Raw genomic sequence first — 25,205 nt, forward strand, 5'->3', positions numbered from 1 at the left:
ATGGATATTAAGAATCATAATACAGATAGAAAGAAGCCTGTCAGGAGAAAACAATTAAAGGCAGCTGTCTTTATAGCTGTTTTGGTGGGAATTGCTTTGATGGTTTTCCAATATTTTGGATTTGTGTCGAAAACTATTTATGAGGAAAGTGTATCTCATCTGACGGAGGTTTTTCATCAGTCTGATAATATGCTGAGAGAACTGACAGATAAGAACCTGACCTATCTTCATATGTGGGGTGAGAATCTGCAGAATACCGCCAGTGAAGAAGAAATTCGTGATTATATAAAGAAAGCGCAGGAAGATGCAGGATGTTTAGAATTTTATTTTCTGTCAGCTGACGGGAACTATAAGGTGATAACAGGCGAAACCGGGTATCTTGGATTACAGGAAAATATTGAAGAGGAGATCCGGCAGGGAAATGATGTGATAGCAAATGCAGCAGTTCCCGGAAAATCCCAGCTACTTGTTTTTGCTACACCCAGGGCTCATGGAATTTATCAGGGATTTGAATATGATGCGATTGCCATTGCTTATGAAAACTCTGATATCATAGATGTACTGGATATTTCTGCTTTTAATGGAAATGCCCAGAGTTTTATTGTTCATCCGGATGGCCGTGTTGTGGTCGATCATTCTTTTGAGTCATGGGGGAATGTGTATAATTTCTTCGGTGTTCTGAGAGAGAATTCCGATATGTCTGAAAAAGAGATCAATAAGCTTTCGGAAAAGTTTAAAGCAGGACGTACCGATGCGATGCTGGTGAATCTGGATGGAAGGAGCTACTATCTGGTCTATGAAAAATCAGATATCCAGGACTGGATGTTTCTGGGACTTGTCCAGGCGGATATTGTCAATGCCAGTATGAATAGCCTGCAGCGTAGTACAATGCTTCTTGTTGGCATGATCGTGCTCTGTATTGCCGCCTTTTTTATCAGCCTTATCATTCAAAAAAGCAGGGCAAGTCTCAGGAGAAAAGATACAGAGATCCTGTACAGGGATGAGCTGTTTCAAAAGCTGTCAATGAATGTGGATGATGTTTTCCTGATGCTGGATGCCAAAACATATGAGGCAGATTATGTCAGCCCGAATGTGGAAAAACTGTTGGGATTTACGGTAGAGCAGATCCGGAAGGATATTTATGTTCTGGGAAAACTGCATCCACGGGATTCTGAGAATCCGAAGAAGAATTATCTGGAGGGAATCCAGACTTCGGAACAGAAGGAATGGGATTTTGAATATGTTCATCAGAAAACAGGAGAACAGCGTTGGTTTCATATTGTGGCAATGGGCAGTGAGGTGAACCGGAAGAAGAAATATATTCTGGTTATGTCGGACCGTACCTCTGACAGGAATATGAATCAGGCACTTTCTGAGGCAGTACGTGCTGCGGAGACAGCAAACAGGGCTAAGAGTAATTTCCTTTCCAATATGTCTCACGATATCCGGACGCCAATGAATGCGATCATCGGCTTTACGACACTGGCTGTAAGTAATATTGATGATAAGAAAAGAGTCAGGGATTATCTGGGTAAGATCCTTTCCTCCAGTAACCATTTGCTTTCACTGATCAACGATATCCTGGATATGAGCCGGATTGAGAGCGGAAAGATCCATCTGGAAGAAACAGAGGTCAGTCTGTCAGATGTACTTCATGACCTGAAGACGATCATCAGTGGGCAGATCCATGCGAAGCAGCTGGAACTTTATATGGATGCCATGGATGTTACCAATGAGGATGTTTATTGTGACAAGACGCGACTGAACCAGATACTGCTGAATCTTTTGTCTAATGCAGTCAAGTTTACACCAGCCGGAGGAACCGTCTCTGTCCGGATCAGACAGTGTCCTGGGACACAGAAAGGCAGTGGACTGTACGAAATCCGGGTAAAGGATAACGGAATTGGCATGAGTCAGGAATTTGTGAAGAAGATATTTTCTCCCTTTGAGAGAGAGCGGACTTCCACTGTCAGCAGGACCCAGGGCACAGGGCTTGGTATGGCCATTACCAAGAACATTGTGAATATGATGGGCGGTACCATTGAGGTTCATACAGAACAGGGAAAAGGTACTGAATTTATTGTTCGTCTGCCATTTCGGATTCAGTCTGAGCATCAACGTATAGAGAAGATCGCAGAACTGGAAGGACTTAAAGCATTAGTTGTAGACGACGATTTTAATACCTGTGACAGCGTGACAAAAATGCTTGTGAGGGTTGGAATGCGTTCGGAATGGACACTTTCCGGCAAGGAAGCTGTTCTACGTGCACGGCAGTCTATGGAACTGGGAGATGCGTTCCATGCTTATATCATCGACTGGCGTCTGCCGGATATGAATGGCATTGAAGTTACCCGCCAGATCCGCAGCCTCGGCGATGATACGCCAATCATTATCCTGACTGCATATGACTGGTCAGATATCGAAGTGGAAGCCAGGGCGGCCGGAGTGACTGCTTTCTGTGCAAAACCAATGTTCATGTCAGATATCAGAAATACCTTGATGAGTGCTATCGGCCAGAAGCTGGCAGAGGATACAATCCTTCCGTCAGTAGATTCGGATTTCAGGGGCAGATGTATACTGCTTGTGGAAGACAACGAACTGAACAGCGAAATTGCTGTGGAAATCCTTAATGAATATGGATTCCTGGTTGATACTGCCGAAAATGGTGTCGAGGCAGTGCAGAAAGTCCGAAATTCTACACCGGGTAATTATGATCTTGTGCTGATGGATGTGCAGATGCCTGTAATGAACGGATATGAGGCCACGAAACAGATCCGTGCGCTGGATGATCCGGCGCTGGCAGGAATTACTATTCTTGCCATGACTGCCAATGCCTTTGATGAGGACAGAAAGAAAGCACTGAAATGTGGTATGGATGGGTTCCTGTCCAAACCAATTGTCATAGAGGAATTGATCAGCATCCTGCAGAAGAACCTGGATTAGGTGTTCGGAGTATCAGAAAAACCACACAAATAAAGGAAATAAAAAATATGGATAAAAGTAGAAAAAAATCAATCGTACTATGTGCTGGTATATTTGTGGTTTTAGGAATATGGATGGTATTGACGGTACCATGCCGGGCTGCCGAGACGAATAACGATGAAAAGCAGTCACGGATCATCCGTGTCGGCTCATTTGAGGATACCTTTAATTATGTCGATAAAAACGGTGTAAGACGAGGATATGGATACGAACTCATGCAGGCTCTGGCAGGTTACACCGGATGGAAACTTGAGTATGTGAAATGTGACTGGTCTGACTGTTTTGATAAGCTTGAAAATGGTGAGATTGATATCATGGGTGATATCTCTTACACCGATGAACGTGCACAAAAGATGCTTTTCCCGGATGAACCGATGGGGGAGGAAAAATATATCCTTTATGCTGATTTATCGGATACGGATATTGGAATGTCTGATCTCAAGTCTCTGGATGGGAAACGTGTAGGTGTGCTCATGGATACAGAACCTGAGCTCATGCTGACAGAATGGGAAAATAAGAATGGCATACATACAGAACATGTAAATGTGAATAATAATGATGATGTCGAAAAGAAATTAGCAAATCATGAGATCGACTGTTTTGTATCTCTGGAGGAATCTATCTGGTCTGAACAGGGAATATCATCCGTTACCACGATTGGCAAATCAGGCATATATTTTGCAATAAATAAAGAACGCAGCGATATCAAGACGGAGCTGGACTATGCTATGCGTCAGCTGGAACAGGATAGTCCCTTTTTTAAGGCAGATCTGTATAAGAAGTATTTTACACTTGATTATATTCAGGTTCTTACAGGGAAAGAAAAGATCTGGGTGGAAGAGCATGGAGGTATCCGGATAGGATTTTTGAACAATGATCCGGCAATCTTTTCCATGGATGAAGAGACTGGAAAACTTACCGGTATGCTGGCGGAATATATCTCCTATGCCAAAGATTGTCTGGGAAATCAGACACTGGAATTTAATATACAGGCATATGATAATTATGATGAAATGATTCAAGCACTGCAGAACCGTGAGATTGACATGATTTTTTATGTCGGCAGGAATCCATATTTTGCAGAACAAAACGGATATGCACTTACAAACACAGCCTGGACTTACAGTTTGATGGCCGTAACCGATGAGAAAAAATTTGATGAGAATAAGGTGTATACTGTAGCTGTGCCAAAGGAAAAATATGCCTTAAAACAGCATATTGCATTCAGCTATCCCGAATGGAAGATCGTAGATTGTGATTCGCTTGACAATGCAGCAGATATGGTCATCCAAGAAAAAGCAGACTGTTTCCTCATGGGAGCAAGCCAGGCGCTGATATATGATAACAGTCAAAACTTCAAGAGTGTTCCACTTACAAAAACAATGGAGGCATGCTTTGCTGTAAGAGGTGGAGAGGGAAGCCTTTTGTCAATACTGAATAAAACTATAAAGGCTATGCCGTCTGACATGCTTACAAGTGCACTTGCTATCTATGACAGTACTGCAGATAAAGTAACATTTTTGGACTTTATAAAAGACAATATGCTCGCTTTTTTTGTTACAGCAGGACTTTCTGTACTCACTATCATTGGTATTATCCTCGTACTTTTGCGGAAGGCAAAGAAAGCAGAAGCTGTCGCAAAGCTTGCGGCAAAGAATACAAAAAAACTCAATGACAAACTGGAAATCGCTTTGAAAAAAGCAGAGGATGCCAGTCTGGCAAAGACTCGTTTTCTTAACAATATGTCACATGACATCCGTACTCCTATGAATGCAATTCTGGGTTATGCACAGCTTATGGAGGAAGAACTAAAAGGAAAGGATCTGCCTGAAACTTCAGATCATCTGGAAAAATTGCGGCAGTCGGGAAATCTTCTTCTGTCAATCATAAATAATGTACTTGATATGGCCCGGATTGAGAGCGGAAAGATGGAAATTGATGAGAACTATGGCCGGATTGAAGATATTCGGCAGACTTTATTTGAAATATTTGATGATGAAGCAAAGAAAAAGAATATTGCACTTCATTACACAATAAATGTAGAGCATGAACATATACTGACAGATACTACCAAGGTAAAAGAAATATTTGCGAATATCCTGAGCAATGCCATAAAATATACTCCATCCGGTGGTTCTGTTATGGTAAACATAGACGAATTAGTATGTGATGAGCCCGGGTACATGATGGTAAGGACCAGGGTGAGCGATACCGGAATCGGTATGAGCCAGGATTATCTGACAAAGATTTTTGACGCATTCACGCGTGAGCGAAACACTACAAAGAGCAAAATCACAGGAAGCGGATTGGGAATGTCAATCGTAAAGAAATATGTTGATCAGCTCGGCGGAACAATAGATGTGGAGAGTGAGCCTGGAAAGGGCAGCACCTTTACTGTAACACTAAAACACAGGATAGCGGATGAAAGCTATTATGCAAAAAAACACGATGAAAGCTCGGGAACAGCCAGTGAAATCCTTGAAGGCAGGAATATCCTTTTGGCAGAGGACAATGATTTAAATGCAGAGATAGCAGCAGCTTTGCTGGAAGAACAAGGGATGATCGTAACCAGGACTGTCGATGGAAAATCTGCCCTGGCACAGTTTTGCAATACAGCTCCGGGGACCTTTGATCTGATTTTGATGGATATCATGATGCCGGAAATGAATGGCTATGAAACGACAAAAGCTATCAGAAATCTGTCGGAGCGTCCGGACGGAAAGGAGATCCCTATTATTGCAATGACAGCAAATGCATTTGCAGAGGATGTACAGGCTGCTTTGAATGCCGGAATGGATGATCATGTGGCGAAGCCGGTTGATATGAGGATTTTAATATCTGTCATCACAAAATATATAGAACGGTAATGTCAATGCTGCGTGGACTTCGGAAGTGGGAGAACAGTTCGATATATATATCGGCTGTTCTTTTTTTATTTTTGGACGTTAAAACGGTAATGTTTTTCTTGTATATAGTAGAGCACTATAGTATAATAAAACCAGTTTTTTTGTATACGTGTAAAAGCTATAATAAGGAAATCGGCAAACCAGATGAAAGTCTGGGACGCAAAGCTACAGGGCCTGTAAAATGGCAGCCAGTTGCATAAAATGAGATGCACTGTCTGGCTGGCAGTGCTTTTTTTGAGGAATGATTTATCAACAGGAGATGATCTTCCCGATATTTGTACACGGACAGTTTATGATCCAAACATCAATGACATGAGTGGATTGATAAGCTGCTGTTGATGTTAGCGGAAGTTATAAAGCAGCAAGAAAACTGCTGCAACTGTCATTCCATCTTCAAAGATTAATATTCTTAATGAAAGTTCACTGGCCAAAAGTCTGTCATTTGATTTCCTGTAGGAAAGTAAATGAATATTATTTAAGGTTTGGGATAAATTGTGAAATGCAGACAAACAAGAAAAGTAAAAATATAATAGGTATTATACAGAGTTTCCTTATATTGATATTAGTAGTTCTTATTATTTTTATGATGATTCAGATTAGTAGGCTGCAGGGGACAGCACGCGTAATAAATTATGCAGGTCTGGTACGTGGAGTTACACAGCGTGAAGTAAAATTAGAAATTACAGGAAACCAAGATGAAGAGTTAATTAAATATTTGGATGATATTCTTCTTGGATTGAGATATCAGGATGGACATTATGATCTGGTAAAACTCAATGATGAAGAATACCAGGAAAAATTGCAAATCCAGAGTGATTACTGGGATAAATTGAAAACAGAAATTGAAGCAGCAAGAAACAAGGGATACGAAAATACAGACATTGTTAATATGAGTGAAATATATTTTTCGATGGCAGATGAAACTGTCTCTTCCGCAGAAAGCTATTCAGAAAAGATCGCTGTAAAGATTCGTACTATAGAGCTTTTGTCGGCACTTGATATGTTGAGTCTGGTGATATTGGTTATTATGCAGACTCTAAGGGCAATGCATATGGCAATGCAAAACAGACTGCTGGAACAGAAAGCATTCATAGATGCCCATACTGGGCTGCCAAATAAAAATGCCTGTAATGAGCTTCTTAATAAAAAAGATATAATTACAGATCCTACAGCTTGCATAATGTTTGATTTAAATAATTTAAAAACTGTAAATGATACAATGGGACATTCCGCAGGAGATCAGTTAATATTAAATTTCGCAAAGCTTTTGCGCAGTGTTATTCCAGAAAAGGATTTTGTTGGAAGATATGGCGGAGATGAGTTTATAGCAGTCATTTATCATACAAGCGAGGCGAAAATTAAGGAAATATTAAAATCCCTGAACAGAGAAAAAGACAGATTAAATAGTTATGAAAATCAAATACTAATCGACTATGCATGCGGATGGGCATTATCCTCCGATGATATGTCGTGTACAATGCAGATGTTATTGGATGCTGCAGATGCTTATATGTATAAAAATAAACAGATATGCAAGAAATATAATTAGCTTTCAGCTCAGAGTAGATAAAAGATAATAGACGCGAGCAGACGAAATATTGTTTTGCGTAGAAACACTGGAAATCCTTGAAAACAAAGGATTCTTGGTATAAGATGAAACAAGTCAAAGCACGTTATTGCGTAATAAAAAAGAAAGCAATATATTTATACTGTGAAGCCTGGGAAGTGTTGATTTTAAAGCATTTCTGGATGTGTGGGATGCTTTGAAAATATGATTTTGTGACAATTTTGTGACAAACGGCGGAAAAATCACGGATTTACAAAGACGAAGCATATTGATTTCATGATCGGCATATGCTATAATGCCAGTAGGCAAAAAAGATATGACGATGTTCCATGTGAACAAAGAACGAACCCCCGTATGTACCACCAATACATGCGAGGGTTCTTCTCTTTTTATTTCAGTGGTTGAGCATCCACTAGGCTATTCGTTGTCCTTGTTATGACTGTCTAACCATTTGCAAATGAGATGGCAAGTCACACCTGCCGCAACAGCCACCAAAAAAGATATGACTATTTCCATGTGTTCACCTCCCCCCGTTGCCGGGTCTCGGTTGGACAACGCAGTCAGTATAACACAACTTAGAACAGAATGGAACATATAAAAATACCCGGTGCAAATTAATGTACCGGGTGTTTCTTTGGCCTTTTTGTCAATTCTTGATGTTTTTGTTTTAACCATTCTTCATACTGCTTTTGAGTTTGAATAGAAGAGTTATAGTCATTAGGGCAAGGAGAAACTTTCTTTCCCTTAATCAAATCTCTGTAATAGTAGGATTCTGTAACAAAATCATTGTAATCTTCGCCACGATTGCGGAGCATATCAACAATAGCTTTGTGTTCGATCTGGATAGGATTCTTTTTGCGTTTCCGGTCGTTATATTGCTTTTGAGCTTTTTTGTCAGCAGAACATTTAGGGCAAAAATTTACACGTTTACAGAATGAAATGAAAAAGCTTGAAAATGTAATGTAATAATCAGAGCCATTCCCTTTATTGGGCGTGGCTTTTTATTATGACAATTTTTGTGACAAATTTTGTGACAAACAAAAGAAAATAGACGCAACCAGACGAAACATTGTTTGGCGTAGAAACACCGGAAATTCTTGAAAATAAAGGATTTTTGCTATATGATGAAACAAGTTGAACTCTATCGTTGCGTAATAAAAAAAAATCCTGTATAATACCAAACTGTAATATTGTATCATTCAGCGAACAGAGAAATACGCTGTGAATCATTAAAAGAAGTCAGGAGGACATAAGTACATGCGAGTCGATGCGGACGATTTTGCCCGACCTTGCAGCTGCGGGAGGGAGCACCACATAGACGTTAGAGAAATTGTAATTGAATCAGGAGCTATCGGGAAACTGGAAAAGGAAATGTCAGACGGTGATCTGAAAGAATATATTTCCCCGCTTCTGATCTGTGACACGAACAGTTACAAAGCTACAGAGGAACTGATGGAGGATATCTATGACCGGTGTCAGGTACTGATCCTGGATGCTGAAGGTCTTGAGGCAGATGAGCGTGCCGTGGAGATCGTGGAGAATTATATGGAAGAGGACATCGATCTTGTTCTTGCTGTTGGAGCAGGGACGATCCATGATCTCAGTCGTTTTGTTGCCCATCAGTACCGGATTCCTTTTGTCTCTGTGCCCACCGCAGCCAGTTCAGACGGATTTACTTCCACAGTAGCAGACATGACCTGGAATGGTGTAAAAAAAGTATTTCAGGCATCTGCGCCGCTTTTTGTTTTTGCGGATACAGATATTTTTGCAAAGGCGCCTGCAAGGCTTACAGCAGCCGGGGTGTCGGATATTCTGGGAAAATACATTGCGCTGGCAGACTGGAAGATAGCAAGTATTCTTATGAATGAATACTATTGTACAGAGGTGGTAAATCTGGAAACAAAAGCGATCCGGACTGTTAAGGATAATCTGAAAGAAATCGCAGCAGGAGAGAAAGATGCATGTGAGAAGCTGATGTATGCACTGATCCTTTCCGGACTGGCCATGCAGATGACAGGAAACTCCAGACCGGCATCCGGAGCGGAACACCATATGGTCCACCTCTGGGATATGGAAGTGGTCAATGGCCATCTGAATGCTCTTCACGGTGAGAAGGTTTCAGCAGCAACCATGTTGGTCCTTCTGGAATATAAAAAACTTGCAGATGCTATCAGAAGAGGAACCTGCAGAGTGCATGCTTTTGCAGACGGAGACAGAGAACTCCTGCAGGAGACCTTCGGCAGAAAAGGGATTCTTGGAGCACTTGAAAAAGAAAACACTCCGGAACTTCTGGATGATGTGAGCATAGAAACATTTTCCGGTGCACTTCCGGAAATCCTTAAGATCATAGATTTTCTTCCGGCAGTTACAGATATGCAGGAGATGATGAGTATCGTCGGCTGCATAAGCAGAGTCCGGGATATCGGACTGCCGGGAAAAGCAATCGAGGAAAGTCTCAGACTTGCACCGTATACAAGAAGAAGGCTGAGCCTTTTAAGACTCCGGAAAATGCTCACATACTGAGCGGGAACAGCTCATAAAAGGTTCTTTTGACTTGACATAAATTTTCAGGAAAGGCAGTGATGAACGGTTTGATGAGAGTAGGAATGGGATATGATGTACATAAACTGACAGAGGGCAGGAAGCTGATCCTTGGTGGTGTTGATATTCCCTGGGAAAAAGGTCTTTTGGGCCATTCGGATGCGGATGTTCTGATCCATGCGATCATGGATGCACTTCTGGGGGCTGCGGCTCTTGGAGATATCGGAAAGCATTTTCCGGATACAGATCCTGCATATAAGGGAATCTCCAGTGTGAAACTTCTGGTGCATGTTGCCGGATTACTGAAGGAGAACGACTATGCGATCGGAAATATAGATGCTACCATCATTGCTCAGAAACCGAAGATGGCGCCGCATATTCCGAAGATGAGAGAAAATATCGCAGAAGCACTTGGGATTAAAATATCACAGCTGAATATCAAGGCGACAACAGAGGAAGGCCTTGGATTTACAGGACAGGGAGAGGGTATCTCCTCACAGGCGATCTGCTCCCTGTACAGAATCGGGAAATTGGAGGAAGAGTAACATGAAGATTTTTAACACACTGACACGCAGAAAAGAGGAATTTGTACCTCTGGAAGAAGGAAAAGTAAAAATGTATGTCTGCGGACCTACGGTATACAATCTGATCCATATCGGAAATGCCCGTCCTATGATCATTTTTGATACGGTGCGCAGATATATGGAATATAAAGGATATGAGGTAAATTATGTATCCAACTTTACCGATGTAGATGACAAGATCATCAAGAAGGCCATTGAAGAGGGTGTTTCCGCAGAGGAAATCTCTACCCGTTATATCAAAGAGTGCAAGAAGGATATGGCAGATATGAATGTAAAACCTGCTACAACTGCACCCCAGGCTACACAGGAGATCCAGGGCATGATCGACATGATCCAGACTCTTATTGATAAAGGATATGCATATCCGGCAGCTGACGGGACCGTTTATTTCCGTGTAAAGAAATTCAAAGATTATGGCAAGCTTTCTCATAAGAACCTGGATGATCTCCAGTCAGGATTCCGTTCTCTTAAGGTGTCCGGTGAGGATCAGAAGGAAGATCCGTTAGACTTTGTGCTCTGGAAACCAAAGAAAGAGGGCGAGCCGTCCTGGCCGTCACCGTGGTGCGACGGACGTCCTGGCTGGCATATTGAGTGCTCTGTTATGTCTAAGAAATATCTTGGAGAAGAGATCGATATCCATGCAGGCGGTGAGGATCTGATCTTCCCGCATCATGAGAATGAGATCGCACAGAGTGAGTGCTGCAATGGTAAAATTTTTGCAAGATACTGGATGCATAATGGTTTCCTGAACATCGACAACCGCAAGATGTCCAAATCTCTCGGAAACTTCCGTACCGTTCGTCAGATCGGTGAACAGTATGATCTTCAGGTCCTTCGTTTCTTTATGCTGAACGCACATTACAGAAGTCCGCTGAACTTCAGCGCAGATCTGATGGAAGCAGCAAAGAACTCTCTGGAGCGTATCCTTGAGGCGGCAGGCAAGCTCAGTGACCGTAAAGACAATGGGGCGTCAGAGAATATCACAGAGGAAGAGCTTGCGCTTCTCAAAGAGGCAGAAGGTTTTGTTACCAAATTTGAAGCGGCCATGGATGATGATTTTAATACCGCAGATGCGCTTGCGGCAATTTTTGAGCTTGTTAAATTTGCCAACACAAACGTAGATGAGAACAGCTCAAAAGAGTTTGCAGGTGGCCTTTATGAGGAACTTTTTAAGCTCAGTGATGTGCTGGGATTGAAAATCGAGAAAAAAGAAGAGATTCTTGACAAAGAGATCGAGGATCTGATCCAGGAGCGCCAGGCTGCAAGAAAGGCAAAGGATTTCAAGAGAGCAGATGAGATCCGTGATGAGCTCCTGAAAAAAGGTATCATCCTCAAAGATACAAGAGAAGGTGTGAAATGGCAGAGAGCTTAAAGAAACTTAAAGAGCTGTTTGATCTGAAAGACGCAGATCTTCGGACTTATTCGCCGCTGACACTGGCCTATATCGGGGATGGTGTTTATGAGCTGGTGATCCGTACTATTCTTGTGAAAAAAGCGAACTGTCCGGTAAATCGTCTCCACAAAAAAGCCAGCAGCCTTGTAAAAGCATCTGCACAGTCGGGTATGATGGAGATCCTCGAACCACTTTTGACAGAAGAAGAAAAAAGTGTATATCGAAGAGGAAGAAATGCCCATTCCGCTACCATGGCCAAACATGCCACCATGGCGGATTACCGGCGTGCCACAGGGTTTGAGGCGCTGATGGGATATCTTTACCTGAAAGAGGATTTTTCAAGGATACTGGAACTGGTCCATGCAGGACTTGAGAAGGAGGAAATTTAAATTGACTGAAATGATAGAAGGAAGAAATGCGGTACTTGAGGCATTTCGTTCCGGTAAATGTGTTGATAAACTGTTTATTCTGGATGGTTGTCAGGACGGACCGGTCCGCACCATCGCAAGAGAAGCCAGAAAACATGATACCATTGTAAAATTTGTTCCAAAGGAACGATTGGATTCCATGAGCGAGACTGGTGCACATCAGGGAGTGATCGCACAGGTTGCGGCTTATGATTATTCCACAGTAGAGGATATCTTAAAGAAAGCAGAGGATAAAGGAGAGCCTCCGTTTATCATTCTTCTTGATAATATTGAGGATCCTCATAATCTGGGAGCTATCATCCGTACCGCAAATCTTGCAGGTGCTCATGGTGTGATCATTCCCAAACACAGAGCAGTAGGACTGACTGCTACGGTTGCCAAGACGTCGGCAGGCGCACTGAATTATACACCGGTTGCCAAGGTTGCTAATCTGGGACAGACTATTGATGAACTGAAAGAAAAAGGCATCTGGTTCGTATGTGCAGATATGGACGGAGAGGTGATGTATCGTCAGAATCTGACAGGACCTATTGGCCTTGTGATCGGAAATGAGGGAAATGGTGTAAGCCGCCTTGTAAAAGAGAAATGTGATTTTACTACCGCGATCCCGATGAAGGGGGATATCGATTCCCTTAACGCTTCTGTAGCTGCAGGAGTCCTTGCTTTTGAGATTGTAAGACAGAGACTGTCAAAATAAATACATCAAATACAGCCATAGCTGTTCGGAGAAAAAATGTGCCGATATAATGAGATGACGGATGAAGCTCTTATCGAAAGACTTCGTGCAGGGGAATCTGCAATTGCAGATTATCTGATGGAAAAGTATAAAGGTCTGGTCAGAAAAAAGGCTCGTGCCATGTTTCTGATAGGCGGAGACACGGATGATCTGATACAGGAGGGGATGATCGGACTGTTTAAGGCAGTCCGTGATTACCAGCCAGACAGGGAGGCGTCTTTTCAGTCTTTTGCAAATATATGTATTGACAGACAGATCTATACTGCCATTAAAAGTTCAAACCGCCAGAAGCATCAGCCACTGAACACTTATGTGTCTTTAAGCGACGGAGAGGCGGAAGAAAGTTTCAGAGATTCCTGTGTGGAGTATGATAATCCGGAATCGATCCTGATCGACCGGGAAAATGTGGAGGCTCTCGAAAATGAAATAAAAAAGAGCCTGAGCCCTCTGGAAAACAGGGTACTGCAATTGTATCTGGATGGAAATGGATATATGGATATTGCCCGGATTCTTGGAAAAACACCGAAATCCATTGATAATGCACTGCAGAGAATCCGTGGGAAAATTAAAAGCTATTTTTGAGAAGAGTAAATACCTCTTTCCTTTTGAATGTAAAAGTATTAAAATAATATTCATAAGGAGCAGAATAAGAAAGGAGGCCAAATTATGGCAAAGATCAATAAATACTGGGGACTTGTTGCAGTAGGAGCGCTTACCGCCGCCGCAGCAGGAGCTATCGCAGCACTTGTATCCAGACGATCCGTATGCGAAGAAGACTTTGAGGATGATTTCGAAGATCTTGATGATTTCAAGGATGACGAGAAGAAGGAAGAAAAAGAAGAGAAAGAAGTCTTCCAGGACTGGGACAAGACTGCATCTGAGACTGTAGAAGTTTCCAAAGAGGCAGAGGATGCTGAAGAGGCACCAACAGAAGCAGAAGAGGAAACATCTGCTGATGATGAATCGGAGGCCGAAGCAGAAGAAACAGAAACAGAAGAAACAAAGACAGAAGAGTAAAAAGAGAATCCTGCGTGCTGTGTCTGTGAGCGGCAGCACACAGGATTTTTTGTGCTATAATCATGAAAATATGAATTTTTAAAAAAATAAAAATAATGTATTGACAATATGACAATCATCTGATAATATAAACAACTGTGAGCGGCATAAACGTCGCGAAACAAGCTGCTGTGGCTCAGTCGGTAGAGCGTCGCCTTGGTAAGGCGGAGGTCACGGGTTCGATTCCCGTCAGCAGCTTTTTTTGTGTCCAAAAACAGACAATTTTTTGTTTAAATACAGGTTTTGCGGGTTTCAAAAACTCCGGATTTATGATAAGATAAAACATCAGGATGATATTTAGGAGGGAAAGCAATGGAGAACGAAACAGTTTCCAAAAACTTTATTGAAAATATTATAGACAAAGATCTTGAAGAAGGCGTTTATGACACCGTGCATACACGTTTCCCACCGGAACCTAACGGCTATCTTCATATCGGACATGCGAAATCCATTCTTTTAAATTATGGATTGGCTCAGAAATACAACGGAAAATTCAATCTCCGTTTTGATGATACCAACCCTACAAAGGAGAAATCCGAATTTGTAGAGTCCATCAAGGCTGACGTGAAATGGCTTGGTGCAGACTGGGAAGACAGACTTTTCTTTGCATCTGATTATTTTGACCAGATGTATGAGGCGGCAGTGAAACTTATTAAGAAGGGCAAGGCCTTTGTCTGCGACCTGACTGCAGACCAGATCCGTGAGTACCGAGGAACTCTTACAGAGCCGGGTAAAGAGAGCCCGTACAGAAACCGTACTGTAGAAGAGAATCTTCAGCTTTTTGAAGAGATGCGTGAGGGCAAATACGGAGATGGCGAGAAGGTTCTCCGCGCCAAGATCGATATGGCGTCACCGAATATGAACATGCGTGACCCGGTCATCTACCGTGTAGCCCGCATGACACATCACAATACAGGTGATAAATGGTGCATCTATCCGATGTACGACTTTGCTCATCCGATCGAGGATGCCATCGAGGGTGTGACACATTCTATCTGTACTCTGGAGTTTGAAGACCACAGACCGCTTTATGACTGGGTTGTAAAGGAACTGGAATATCCGCACCCACCGAAGCAGATCGAGTTTGCAAAGCTGTACCTGACCAATGTTGTTACGGGTAAACGTTATATCAAGAAACTTGTTGAGGACGGTATCGTAGATGGATGGGATGATCCAAGACTTGTATCCATCGCTGCACTCCGCCGCCGTGGATTTACACCGGAATCCATCCGTAAATTTGTAGAACTCTGTGGTGTTTCAAAGGCTAACAGTTCTGTAGATTATGCAATGCTTGAGTACTGCATCCGCGAGGACCTGAAGCTGAAACGTCCGCGTATGATGGCGATTCTTGATCCAATCAAACTTGTGATCGATAATTATCCGGAAGGACAGGTTGAGTATCTGGAAGCTCCGAATAATATGGAGAACGAGGAACTTGGAACCAGAAAGATCCCGTTCAGTGGAGAACTTTACATTGAACGTGATGATTTCATGGCAGAGCCTCCTAAGAAATACAAACGTCTCTATATTGGGAATGAAGTTCGTCTTATGAATGCATATTTTGTAACCTGTACAGGCTACGAGGCAGATGACGACGGAACGATCCGTGTAGTCCACTGTACTTATGATCCGGAGACCAAGGGTGGAAATGCACCGGACGGACGTAAGGTAAAAGGAACGATCCACTGGGTGGAAGCATCCAATGCAGGTAAAGTTGAGGTAAGGCTTTACGAAAATATCGTAGATGAAGAAAAAGGTGTTTACAATAAAGAAGATGGTTCTCTTAATGTAAATCCAAATTCTCTTACGGTAACAAGTGCTTATGTAGAGCCGGAGCTTCTGAAAGCAAAAGGCTATGACAGCTATCAGTTTGTACGTAACGGTTTCTTCTGTGCAGATATCCATGATTCCAGGGAGGGAGCACCGGTATTTAACCGCATTGTATCTCTGAAGAGCTCTTTCAAATTACCGAAAGCATAAAAACTGTCAAAAAGAATACGAAACATATGACAGCAGTACACCGTGAACAGGTATCAGGGTGTACTGCTTGTTTTGTTTTATCGTCATCATTTCGGTTGCGCCCGTTTACAGAAACGGTTATACTGATAACACAGGAAAGAGAGGGATTACACATGAAGAAAATCGTGCTTGCTTCCGCATCTCCCAGGAGGCGGGAACTTTTAAGCCAGGTAGGAGTCACCTTTGAAGTGAAGCCTGCCAGCGGGGAAGAACTGATCACCAGTGCAGAGCCTGCGAAAGTGGTGGAGGAACTTTCTCGTCAGAAAGCTATGTTTACGGCATATGCGCTGGAGGAAGAGGAGAACCGGGAGCTGAGAGATGTGGTTGTGATCGGTGCAGATACCGTGGTATCTTATGAGGGCAAGATCTTAGGTAAACCGGCAGATGAGACAGCTGCAATAGAGATGCTCGCTATGCTGCAGGGGAACACGCATCAGGTATATACCGGTGTAACTTTACTGATAAGAGAAGAAGAGAGATGGGAAGCTCATACCTTTCATGAGTGCACGGATGTGAGCTTTTATCCGGCGACAGAGGAAGAAATAAAGGAATATGTAAACAGCAAAGACCCAATGGATAAAGCCGGAAGCTATGGGATCCAGGGCGCATGGGGAGCCTATGTGAAGGGAATCCGTGGTGATTACAACAACGTGGTGGGACTGCCTGTGGCAAGACTGATCTATGAGACAAAAAAATTGGGAATGAACCTGAGAGGATGAAAGATAAAATGATAAAAGCTTGTATATTTGATCTGGATGGAACAATTGCGGATACACTGGAATCCATGGCATATGTGGCGAATGAGATCATGGAAAAGTTTTCCCTGAAACCACAGCCGGCAGATAATTTTCGTTATTACAGCGGTGAAGGTGCAGATATGCTGATCAGAAGATGCCTGATCGATGCAGGAGATCCGGAACTGGTACACTACGAAGAAGTCAGAGAACTTTATCGCAGGAAATTTGATGAAGATCCGCTGTATAAAGTTGTGCCATATAAAGATATGCCGGAAACTCTTCAGAAGCTGAAACATGCAGACCTTAAGATGGCTGTATGCTCCAATAAGCCTCATATTGCGGCACAGAAAGTGGTAAAGGCGATCTATGGAGATCTGTTTGATGAGGTGATGGGACAGCAGGAAGGGATCCGCAGAAAGCCGGCGCCGGATGGACCACTGAAAATCGCGGGAGATTTTGGCGTAAAGCCGGAAGAATGTATGTATATCGGAGATACAAAGACAGATATGCAGACAGGAAATGCTGCCGGAATGTATACCGTTGGTGCGTTGTGGGGATTCCGCGACAGAGAAGAGCTTGAAAATAATGGTGCAGATATTGTAGCAGTTGTACCTGGTGATCTGTTTACTATTTATGAGGAGAAGCAGCATGATTAAGATGGTTGCCAGTGATCTGGATGGAACGCTGCTCATCGGTGGAAGACAGACGCTGCCGGAAGAGATATTTCCGCTGGTAAAGGAACTGAAAAAAATGGGAATCCTCTTTGTGGCAGCCAGCGGCAGACAGTATGCCAATATGAGGAATCTTTTTGCACCGGTAAAGGACGATATGGCATTTATCAGTGAAAATGGCGGGCTTGCTGTTCAGAATGAGAAGCTTCTGTACTGCGACAGCTTCGACAAAGAACTGGTCAGTGAGATCATTCAGGCGATATGGGAAAAGCCCGGAGCGGAATTTTCCTGTTCTACAAAGGATTTTTATTATATCATGCCCAAGACAGAACATTATCGCCATCTGATGATCGAGGAAGTAAAAAACCAGTGTAAGATCATAAAGAGTTTTGATGAGATCACAGAGCCTTGTATGAAGGTTGCGGTTTACGAGAAAGAAGGAATGACGGAGGAATCCATCCGGTATTGGAGGGAACGGTTCAAGGATAGATGTACTGTTGTGACATCCGGATTTGCGTGGGTGGATTTTGTTCCATTTACCACGAACAAAGCAAAAGGAATCCGCAAATACCAGGAACTTCTGGGAATCGGACCGGATGAATGCATGGCGTTTGGGGATGAATACAATGATATTGAAATGATGAAATCTGTAAAATACAGCTTTGCCATGAAGCATGCGAAGCCTGGGGTAAAGGTGGTTGCTTCCTACGAAACAGAGAAGGTGGAACCAGTACTTCGCAGACTGATCGCGGCGGGCGGAGATATAAAGGAGGTACTTTAATATGTACAAGAAAGAATATGTCCAGACATTTCTGGAAAAACAGGGTCAGCTTTTTGATGAGCCGGTAGCAGAGGATTTTGAGGAGGCAGAGGAGTTCCTCGAGGATTGCATGGCAGTTGTGCTGGATTCCCTGAAGGATGTAAAAAAATATCTGGATGGAATGGGCGCAGATGTGGATGGGCTTTCCCTGAAGGAACTGGAAGAAGAAAGTGAAGTGTTCAAACTTCCGGACGGAAAATATATGATCGTAGAAGGCTGACGGAAAGCAGGGATTACACCTCTGAAAATTAAATATGATAAACTTGCATCAGCAAAAAGAAAGCCCTGCGTAGAAAGGGTAAATGTGGGGAAAATAAAATGATGTAAAGGAGGATGGAATATGAAAAAAAGCAGAGTGCTGGCAGTCATCATGGCTGTGCTTATGATGGTAACGCTGCTTCCATCGATGGTATTTGCCACTGCAGCTCCATCGGGAACTCTTGATGGAAAGCTGAAGGTCAAAGGAACACTTGCGATCGGGTCTACTTTAAGTGCAGATTACTCAAAGGTCAAGCCGGAGGGGATCACAGATGATAATGTGAGTTTTTCCTGGTCATTAAAGGACGGAGATCTACTTACAGAAGTAGGAACTGACAAGACTTATAAAATTGATGAAAAAGATCTGGGTCTTCCGATCGTTCTGAAGATTACCGGAAAAGAAGAGACGGGAGTCAGTGGTGAGCTTACGGTGACGACCCAGGAAGTTTCCGAAACAGAAGAGGAAGCCAAAGCATTGGCAGAAAAGAAAAAGGAAGAATCCAAAGCAGCGGGAACGTCAGAGGAACCTGACAGTGCTCAGCCTGAGGAAACCACAGAGCCGGCAGAAGAAACAGAGTCTGCGGATGTACAGGAAAATACCGGCACACAGGGTTCCACAGATGAGCAGGAATCCACAGAAAATCCTGTTATAGAAGTAAACGGAAACGGAGAACAGTCAGGGTCTCAGAATACCGATGAAACAGATGCATCCGGAGATAGTCAGACAGAGACACCGGATTCCGCAGATACAGCAGCAGACGCTTCCGAAAAAAATGAGAAACCGACATATTCGGCATCTGCATACACGGAAGATGGAAGTGGAATTCTGGATTTTGGTTCCGTGGAAGAAGGATATACGGAAATTCCGGAAGCACAGATGGTTACTATCACAAATTCCGGAACCGGAGATCTTAATTTTAAAGAGATCGCCCCGGAGAATTTCATGGCTGCAGATATTGATGATGCGCCATTAAAGAGTGGTGAAAGTGTTACTGTGTGGGTAAAACCACGAGAAGGTCTGAAGGCTGGAGAATACAAAGATCTGATCACGTATCAGACAGAAGAAGGTGCCGATGTCTTCTTTGAAGCGGACTTTACAGTAAAAGAACCGGAAAATAAAAAAGTCGAAGATAATGAAAATAATGAGCAGACAGATCCCGGGGAAACATCGGACCCTGCAACGGAAAAAATATACAAGCTAACTGCGAATCCGACAGAACTGCCTTTTGATGATCTGACTGCCGGTTATGAAAAGGTAGAAACAACAAGTACAGTCACGATCAAAAACGAAGGTACAGAAGCTGTGACGTTAGTACAGCCTGAGTCGGAGTTTTTTGATATTGCGCCGGTCAGTGAAGTGGAGAGCAGCGGAAATATCCAGTTGGCGCAGGGAGGAGAGCAGACCTTTACCGTACAGCCTAAACTTGGACTCTCTGCAAAAGATGATCCATACGTGGAAGAACTTGTATTTGCTTCTGATGAAAGCACTGAAGCATCTGCTACAGTGACGGCTTCGGTTATGGTAAAGACAGAAACACCAAAAACAGTTACTGCAACAGTGAAACCGGAAGGTCCTCTGTCTTTTGGAACACTGGAACAGGGCTATGAGACTGCACCGGATGCACAGACTGTAACTGTAAAGAATACAGGCACAGAGGCTATCCGAATCCAGCTTTCTGTTCCGGAAGATTATGTGGTGGGAGAGCCTTCTGCGGAAGTGCTCAATCCCGGAGATGAGGCGGCAACCTTTACCGTACAGCCCAAAACAGGTCTTCAGGCCGGAGATCACAGCGGTTTGATTTCTGTGACAGATCAGAACACCGGAAACGCACTGGGCGAAGTCCGGCTTGAATTTACAGTTTCGGAACCGGATCCGGATCCAGAGCCAGAGCCAGGTCTTTCGGTAACAGACAGTCTGGAGTTTGGAACCAAAGAAGAAGGCTATAAGGAACTTCCTGATGAGCAGACAGTTACAGTTACCAACACCGGAAATACAAAGATCGTTCTGAAACAGCCATCATCAAATGCATATACAATTGGTACACTTTCTGCCACAGAGCTGGAAGCAGGAGATAATGCAACCTTTAGCGTACAGCCGGTCAGCGGACTTTCACAGGGGGAATATCTGGAAGACATTGTGATCGCCAATGATGCAAATGTGGATGCTTATGTAAATGTTCATTTCAGCGTTACAAAGAAAAAAGCAGATAACGGTGAGAAAGCGAATAACCTTACAGGCATCAAAAAACCATCCGATATCAAAGATCTTCCTAATGGAACCCAGAAAACCCAGAAAGCCCTGAAGCTTCCGGGAACAGTAAAGATCACTACAACAAAGGGAGAGCAGAAGGCATCGGTTAAATGGGATGTTAAGGGATCTTCTTATGATCCGTCTTCTGCAGAACGTCAGATATTTAATGTAAAAGGTACTGTCATTCTTCCGGATGGGGTTAAGAATCCCAACAAGATCAGTACAGTGATCGCAGTAAGTATTACAGTAAACGGATATCAGGGCACGGAAGCCGCTGCATCGGACAATAAGATCACAGGAATTGATTCCAATGGCAAGTATGATACCAATACAAAGATTACCTTTACAGCAGCTGGCGCAGGGATGGATAATACAAACCCGCGTAAAGGAGATACCAGATATCAGCCGAAGAGCTGGAAGATCACAGAGACCCGTACCTGGGATGGAGAACCTTATACCGCAACATTCCGTGTCAGCAAGCCGGGAAAATATACTCTGAAAGTTACCTTTGGACAGCAGAAATATGACGGCTCCAGCTGGAAGGATACCGGTACACAGTCAGAAAGTACGGTTACTTTTACGGTATCACAGGCAGCAGTTCTTACTGCGACTCCGAGTCCGGCAGTGACACAGACAAATCAGAAATCTGCAGTGCAGACGGGAGACAGTACACCGATCATGACATTTGTGATCATTTTGATCGTGGCTGTGGTATGCATTGGAGGAATTCTTGTATATCGTAAAAAGAAAAAATAAGAACAGAATGTAGAAGATTGTTTTACAGCACCCTCCGTACAAAAAAATGTACGGAGGGATTTTTTTGCACATAGAGATCCGTTTTACATGCTGTTACTAGCACTCTATAATGATGAGTGCTAAATTTTTCTTGACTTTTGTAAAAAGTCGTATTAGTATATATTTATTGAAAAAACAACAGGTTTCCGGCTCTGCCGGAACATCAGAAATAAAAATAAAAACAAAAGGAGAGTGACATATATGTCAGCAAAACATGGCAGTTTATCAATCAACAGTGAAAATATTTTTCCGATCATCAAGAAATGGTTATATTCCGACCATGATATTTTTGTAAGAGAGATGATCTCCAACGGATGCGATGCGATCACCAAACTGAGAAAGCTGGAAGTTATGGGAGATTATACATTCCCGGAAGGTTACAAACCGGCTGTAAATGTTATCGTTGATCCGGATCAGAAAACCCTGAAGTTTATCGATAACGGTATTGGTATGACAGCGGATGAAGTAGAGGAATATATCACACAGATCGCTTTTTCCGGTGCTACAGAGTTCCTTGAGAAATATAAGGATAAAACAACCGATGATCAGATGATCGGTCATTTCGGACTTGGATTTTATTCTGCATTTATGGTTGCAGACGAAGTACATATCGATACTCTCTCTTACAAAGAGGGTTCCACACCGGTACATTGGACCTGTGACGGCGGTACAGAGTATGAGATGGCAGACGGAAACAAAACAGAACCGGGAACAGAGATCACTCTTTTCCTCAATGAGGAAAGCCTGGAGTTTGCCAATGAATATCGTATGAGAGAGGTTATTGAGAAGTACTGTTCTTTCATGCCGGTAAATATCTATCTTTCCAAAGCAAATGCTGAACAGGAGTATGAAACGATCGATGAGGCAGATCTCCGTGAAGATGATGTGGTAGTTGAGCATATCCATGAGGATGCCAAGACAGAGGAAAAGGAGAATGATAAAGGCGAGAAAGAAGTTGTGGAAGTTTCTCCTGCCAAAGATAAAGTAAAGATCAATAAACGGCCGGTATCCTTAAGCGATACACAGCCGCTCTGGATGAAGCATCCAAATGAGTGTACGGATGAAGAATATAAAGAATTTTACCGTAAGGTATTTATGGATTACAAGGAGCCGCTATTCTGGATTCATCTGAATATGGACTATCCGTTTAACCTGAAGGGTATCCTGTATTTCCCGAAGATCAGGACAGAGTATGATTCCATTGAGGGAACCATCAAGCTTTATAATAATCAGGTATTTATTGCAGATAACATCAAAGAGGTGATTCCGGAATTCCTTCTTCTTCTGAAAGGTGTGATCGACTGCCCGGATCTTCCACTGAATGTTTCCCGTTCTGCGCTGCAGAATGATGGTTTTGTGAAAAAGATTTCTGAATACATCACCAAGAAAGTAGCAGATAAGCTCACCGGAATGTGCAAGACAGATAGAGAGTCTTATGAGAAGTACTGGGATGATATCAGCCCATTTATCAAATTTGGATGCATCAAGGATGCGAAATTTGGTGAGAAGATGAACGATTATATCCTCTTTAAGAATCTGGACGGCAAATATCTTACCCTGAAAGATTGCATTGAGGAAAATAAAAAAGAAGAAACAAAAGCAGTTGAAGAGGAGAAGACAGAGGAGAAAGCTTCCGAAGGATCCCAGAATGAGGAACCGGAAAAAACGGTCATCTATTATGTGACCGATGAGGTACAGCAGAGCCAGTACATTAATATGTTCCGTGAAGCGGGTAAAGATGCTGTACTGCTGAAGCATGTGATCGATTCACAGTTTATTTCCCATCTTGAACAGCAGGATCAGACGATTCAGTTCAAGAGAATTGATGCAGATCTGACAGAAGAGCTTCGTGAAGACGGAGAAACGGATGAAACAACAGTCAAGACACTTACTGAAGTGTTCCGTAAGAATCTTGGCAAGGATAAACTTGAAGTAAAAGTAGAGAAGCTGAAAAATGAGGGAACTGCAGCGATGATCACTCTTCCTGAGGAGAGTCGCCGTATGCAGGATATGATGAAAATGTACAATATGTACGGAATGGATCCGAATATGTTCGGCGGTCAGGAAGTACTTGTACTGAATGCAAATCATCCTCTTGTAAGATTTATAGCAGAAAATCAGGGATCAGAGTATGTTCCGGTGATCTGTGAACAGCTTTATGATCTTGCAATGATGAGTCATAAACAGCTTTCTCCGGAGGAAATGACAAAATTTGTAAAGAGAAGCAACGATATCCTTATGGTTCTTACAAAATAAAACGACATACAAAACGATCGAAAGGCTTCGCCCGTAATGGGGCGAAGTCTTTGCTTTTTTTATAACAATATGCGTATCTTTAACACAATTCAAGAAAATTTAAATAAAATAATAGACATTAAATAAAAATAACCTGTAAAATATGACTAAAAATTCAAATTAGTATCTAATATGTATAAAATAAATTTTCAGAAGAAAGCGAAAAATATAGATAAGTGTCGTAGTATATATAAGGGAGTGCTTTTGAAAAGAGAAAAGAATGAAATGGAGGAACAAATGTATGAAAAAGGTGTATGAATTGATCAGAAGGCTTGGCGCAAATTCGAAATACAAAGGATATTTTTTCGTTGCGGAAGCGGTAAAGATTTCTATGGGGGATCAGTATAAACCATTGCGGATCACAAAGGACATTTATCCATGCCTGGCACGGAAGTACAGATCAACACCTACCAATATTGAGCATGATATCAGAACGATGGTAAATGTGTGTTGGGAAGGAAATAAAAAACTGCTGGATGAGATTGCAGGATATCCTCTGGAATACAAGCCTACCAACAGTGAATTTATTGATATGCTTGCGTATTACCTGAGGGAAATAGAAGAAGAGAATTGACTACAGCCTTTCAAAAAGAATCTGATTCCTGGACAGAAAGCTCAGGATCATATCATCCCAGAACTGCTCCGGGCGTTTATCCATAGAGAATGTTTTGAGCGAGGTTCCGGTAGTACAAAGAAGGCTGTTATTTTTAAATTGAAGATTTAAGAATAGTCCGTCTATCTGTTCGGAGGAAATTCCGAAATCTGTATTTCTCATTGCGGCTTCAACTCCGCTCCGACTTAAATGCAGCACGATCCTGAAGCTCAAGGGTGTACGCTTACCGCGGATCACAGACCAGCAGAAAGGTCTGATGTCCTTCCAGAGAGAATGTGTCCGGCCGTGCTCTGCAAATCTGTTCATGCTGTCTGTATCAAAAAAATCTTTCTGAAGCCTTCCATCAATGGTAAAAGTATTAAAAGTAGTCACAGTCGCTTCGGACAGACAGAATTTGTCAAATACTTCTCCTATAAAAAGTTTGTTTGTGAAATCCCGGATATCTGTGATCCTTAATGCAAGCATGCCGCACTTCCTTTCTTTTATGTGATCGCGTGTAGACATTATATCTCAGATAAAGAAAAAAGGACAGACTTTTTAAAAAACTCTTTTC

General features: G+C 42.6%; 19 protein-coding genes, 1 tRNA gene and 1 riboswitch. Of the genes, 19 read left to right on the top strand and 1 reads right to left on the bottom strand.

The genetic code is table 11. The features are described from left to right. The 19 genes from MUB50_RS15100 (at position 1) to MUB50_RS15190 (ending at position 24,613) form a co-directional block, all read left to right on the top strand. Entirely contained in the window at positions 1–2,943 is a 2,943-nt protein-coding gene (locus tag MUB50_RS15100) for a hybrid sensor histidine kinase/response regulator (protein WP_244791539.1), read from the top strand. A 47-nt stretch (positions 2,944–2,990) separates the two neighbouring features. Beyond that, positions 2,991–5,849 carry an ATP-binding protein gene (locus MUB50_RS15105; protein ID WP_244791541.1) on the top strand — a complete coding sequence of 953 codons (2,859 nt, stop codon included), beginning with the start codon at positions 2,991–2,993 and terminating at the stop codon, positions 5,847–5,849. Positions 5,850–6,012: 163 nt separating this feature from the next. Next, positions 6,013–6,088, top strand: a riboswitch (cyclic di-GMP riboswitch). A gap of 299 nt (positions 6,089–6,387) precedes the next feature. Continuing rightward, the gene (locus MUB50_RS15110; RefSeq protein WP_244791543.1) at positions 6,388–7,437 is read left to right on the top strand and encodes a GGDEF domain-containing protein; all 1,050 of its coding nucleotides are present in this window, start codon (positions 6,388–6,390) and stop codon (positions 7,435–7,437) included. Positions 7,438–8,712: 1,275 nt separating this feature from the next. Then, complete coding sequence (locus MUB50_RS15115; RefSeq protein ID WP_244791544.1) at positions 8,713–9,978, top strand: sn-glycerol-1-phosphate dehydrogenase; 1,266 nt, start codon at positions 8,713–8,715, stop codon at positions 9,976–9,978. Positions 9,979–10,049: 71 nt separating this feature from the next. Then, entirely contained in the window at positions 10,050–10,541 is a 492-nt protein-coding gene (gene ispF / locus MUB50_RS15120; RefSeq protein ID WP_118516122.1) for a 2-C-methyl-D-erythritol 2,4-cyclodiphosphate synthase, read from the top strand. 1 nt (position 10,542) lies between these two features. Beyond that, positions 10,543–11,952, top strand: coding sequence for a cysteine--tRNA ligase (cysS, locus tag MUB50_RS15125; protein WP_138276310.1), 1,410 nt, complete (start codon positions 10,543–10,545; stop codon positions 11,950–11,952). Then, the gene (locus MUB50_RS15130; RefSeq protein ID WP_021650980.1) at positions 11,937–12,362 is read left to right on the top strand and encodes a Mini-ribonuclease 3; all 426 of its coding nucleotides are present in this window, start codon (positions 11,937–11,939) and stop codon (positions 12,360–12,362) included. The genes cysS and MUB50_RS15130 overlap by 16 nt, the downstream gene beginning before the upstream one ends. A gap of 10 nt (positions 12,363–12,372) precedes the next feature. After that, the gene (gene rlmB / locus MUB50_RS15135) at positions 12,373–13,098 is read left to right on the top strand and encodes a 23S rRNA (guanosine(2251)-2'-O)-methyltransferase RlmB (protein WP_227573913.1); all 726 of its coding nucleotides are present in this window, start codon (positions 12,373–12,375) and stop codon (positions 13,096–13,098) included. 36 nt (positions 13,099–13,134) lie between these two features. After that, a complete protein-coding gene (sigH, locus tag MUB50_RS15140) occupies positions 13,135–13,719 on the top strand; it encodes an RNA polymerase sporulation sigma factor SigH (RefSeq protein WP_244791546.1) in 585 nt (194 codons plus the stop codon). Between the two features lie 84 nt (positions 13,720–13,803). Further along, positions 13,804–14,154, top strand: a complete 351-nt coding sequence (locus MUB50_RS15145) for a hypothetical protein (RefSeq protein WP_244791548.1) — start codon at positions 13,804–13,806, stop codon at positions 14,152–14,154. A 164-nt stretch (positions 14,155–14,318) separates the two neighbouring features. Beyond that, positions 14,319–14,391: transfer RNA gene (locus MUB50_RS15150), tRNA-Thr, on the top strand. Positions 14,392–14,505: 114 nt separating this feature from the next. Continuing rightward, on the top strand, positions 14,506–16,173 hold the full coding sequence (locus tag MUB50_RS15155) for a glutamine--tRNA ligase/YqeY domain fusion protein (RefSeq protein WP_015525883.1): 1,668 nt from the start codon (positions 14,506–14,508) through the stop codon (positions 16,171–16,173). Between the two features lie 152 nt (positions 16,174–16,325). Next, the gene (locus tag MUB50_RS15160; RefSeq protein WP_118516113.1) at positions 16,326–16,931 is read left to right on the top strand and encodes a Maf family protein; all 606 of its coding nucleotides are present in this window, start codon (positions 16,326–16,328) and stop codon (positions 16,929–16,931) included. A gap of 8 nt (positions 16,932–16,939) precedes the next feature. After that, complete coding sequence (locus MUB50_RS15165) at positions 16,940–17,605, top strand: HAD family hydrolase (RefSeq protein ID WP_244791550.1); 666 nt, start codon at positions 16,940–16,942, stop codon at positions 17,603–17,605. Then, the gene (locus tag MUB50_RS15170) at positions 17,598–18,401 is read left to right on the top strand and encodes an HAD family hydrolase (protein WP_244791552.1); all 804 of its coding nucleotides are present in this window, start codon (positions 17,598–17,600) and stop codon (positions 18,399–18,401) included. The genes MUB50_RS15165 and MUB50_RS15170 overlap by 8 nt, the downstream gene beginning before the upstream one ends. A 1-nt stretch (position 18,402) precedes the next feature. After that, positions 18,403–18,660: a glyoxalase gene (locus tag MUB50_RS15175; RefSeq protein ID WP_118516109.1), complete on the top strand. Its 258-nt coding sequence runs from the start codon at positions 18,403–18,405 to the stop codon at positions 18,658–18,660. 120 nt (positions 18,661–18,780) lie between these two features. Then, entirely contained in the window at positions 18,781–21,705 is a 2,925-nt protein-coding gene (locus MUB50_RS15180) for a hypothetical protein (protein WP_244791554.1), read from the top strand. Between the two features lie 240 nt (positions 21,706–21,945). Next, positions 21,946–24,000 (top strand): molecular chaperone HtpG, encoded by a 2,055-nt coding sequence (gene htpG / locus MUB50_RS15185; protein WP_138276304.1) that lies wholly within the window; start codon positions 21,946–21,948, stop codon positions 23,998–24,000. A gap of 280 nt (positions 24,001–24,280) precedes the next feature. After that, positions 24,281–24,613, top strand: coding sequence for a sporulation initiation factor Spo0A C-terminal domain-containing protein (locus MUB50_RS15190; protein WP_244791556.1), 333 nt, complete (start codon positions 24,281–24,283; stop codon positions 24,611–24,613). On the opposite strand, the gene MUB50_RS15195 is transcribed toward MUB50_RS15190, so the two are convergent. Next, a complete protein-coding gene (locus MUB50_RS15195) occupies positions 24,614–25,117 on the bottom strand; it encodes a DUF5721 family protein (RefSeq protein WP_138276302.1) in 504 nt (167 codons plus the stop codon). Between the last annotated feature and the right edge of the window lie 88 nt (positions 25,118–25,205).

Origin of the sequence: Blautia sp. NSJ-140, assembly GCF_022868965.1 — a bacterium.
Taxonomy (GTDB): Bacteria; Bacillota; Clostridia; order Lachnospirales; family Lachnospiraceae; genus Blautia_A.

What these genes read in the sequence shown, in the direction of transcription:
- MUB50_RS15100 (WP_244791539.1), top strand. Translation starts at nt 1, where the DNA reads ATGGATATTAAGAATCATAATACAGATAGAAAGAAGCCTGTCAGGAGA.
- MUB50_RS15105 (WP_244791541.1), top strand. Translation starts at nt 2,991, where the DNA reads ATGGATAAAAGTAGAAAAAAATCAATCGTACTATGTGCTGGTATATTT.
- MUB50_RS15110 (WP_244791543.1), top strand. Translation starts at nt 6,388, where the DNA reads ATGCAGACAAACAAGAAAAGTAAAAATATAATAGGTATTATACAGAGT.
- MUB50_RS15115 (WP_244791544.1), top strand. Translation starts at nt 8,713, where the DNA reads ATGCGAGTCGATGCGGACGATTTTGCCCGACCTTGCAGCTGCGGGAGG.
- ispF (WP_118516122.1), top strand. Translation starts at nt 10,050, where the DNA reads ATGAGAGTAGGAATGGGATATGATGTACATAAACTGACAGAGGGCAGG.
- cysS (WP_138276310.1), top strand. Translation starts at nt 10,543, where the DNA reads ATGAAGATTTTTAACACACTGACACGCAGAAAAGAGGAATTTGTACCT.
- MUB50_RS15130 (WP_021650980.1), top strand. Translation starts at nt 11,937, where the DNA reads ATGGCAGAGAGCTTAAAGAAACTTAAAGAGCTGTTTGATCTGAAAGAC.
- rlmB (WP_227573913.1), top strand. Translation starts at nt 12,373, where the DNA reads ATGATAGAAGGAAGAAATGCGGTACTTGAGGCATTTCGTTCCGGTAAA.
- sigH (WP_244791546.1), top strand. Translation starts at nt 13,135, where the DNA reads ATGTGCCGATATAATGAGATGACGGATGAAGCTCTTATCGAAAGACTT.
- MUB50_RS15145 (WP_244791548.1), top strand. Translation starts at nt 13,804, where the DNA reads ATGGCAAAGATCAATAAATACTGGGGACTTGTTGCAGTAGGAGCGCTT.
- MUB50_RS15155 (WP_015525883.1), top strand. Translation starts at nt 14,506, where the DNA reads ATGGAGAACGAAACAGTTTCCAAAAACTTTATTGAAAATATTATAGAC.
- MUB50_RS15160 (WP_118516113.1), top strand. Translation starts at nt 16,326, where the DNA reads ATGAAGAAAATCGTGCTTGCTTCCGCATCTCCCAGGAGGCGGGAACTT.
- MUB50_RS15165 (WP_244791550.1), top strand. Translation starts at nt 16,940, where the DNA reads ATGATAAAAGCTTGTATATTTGATCTGGATGGAACAATTGCGGATACA.
- MUB50_RS15170 (WP_244791552.1), top strand. Translation starts at nt 17,598, where the DNA reads ATGATTAAGATGGTTGCCAGTGATCTGGATGGAACGCTGCTCATCGGT.
- MUB50_RS15175 (WP_118516109.1), top strand. Translation starts at nt 18,403, where the DNA reads ATGTACAAGAAAGAATATGTCCAGACATTTCTGGAAAAACAGGGTCAG.
- MUB50_RS15180 (WP_244791554.1), top strand. Translation starts at nt 18,781, where the DNA reads ATGAAAAAAAGCAGAGTGCTGGCAGTCATCATGGCTGTGCTTATGATG.
- htpG (WP_138276304.1), top strand. Translation starts at nt 21,946, where the DNA reads ATGTCAGCAAAACATGGCAGTTTATCAATCAACAGTGAAAATATTTTT.
- MUB50_RS15190 (WP_244791556.1), top strand. Translation starts at nt 24,281, where the DNA reads ATGAAAAAGGTGTATGAATTGATCAGAAGGCTTGGCGCAAATTCGAAA.
- MUB50_RS15195 (WP_138276302.1), bottom strand. Translation starts at nt 25,117, where the DNA reads ATGCTTGCATTAAGGATCACAGATATCCGGGATTTCACAAACAAACTT.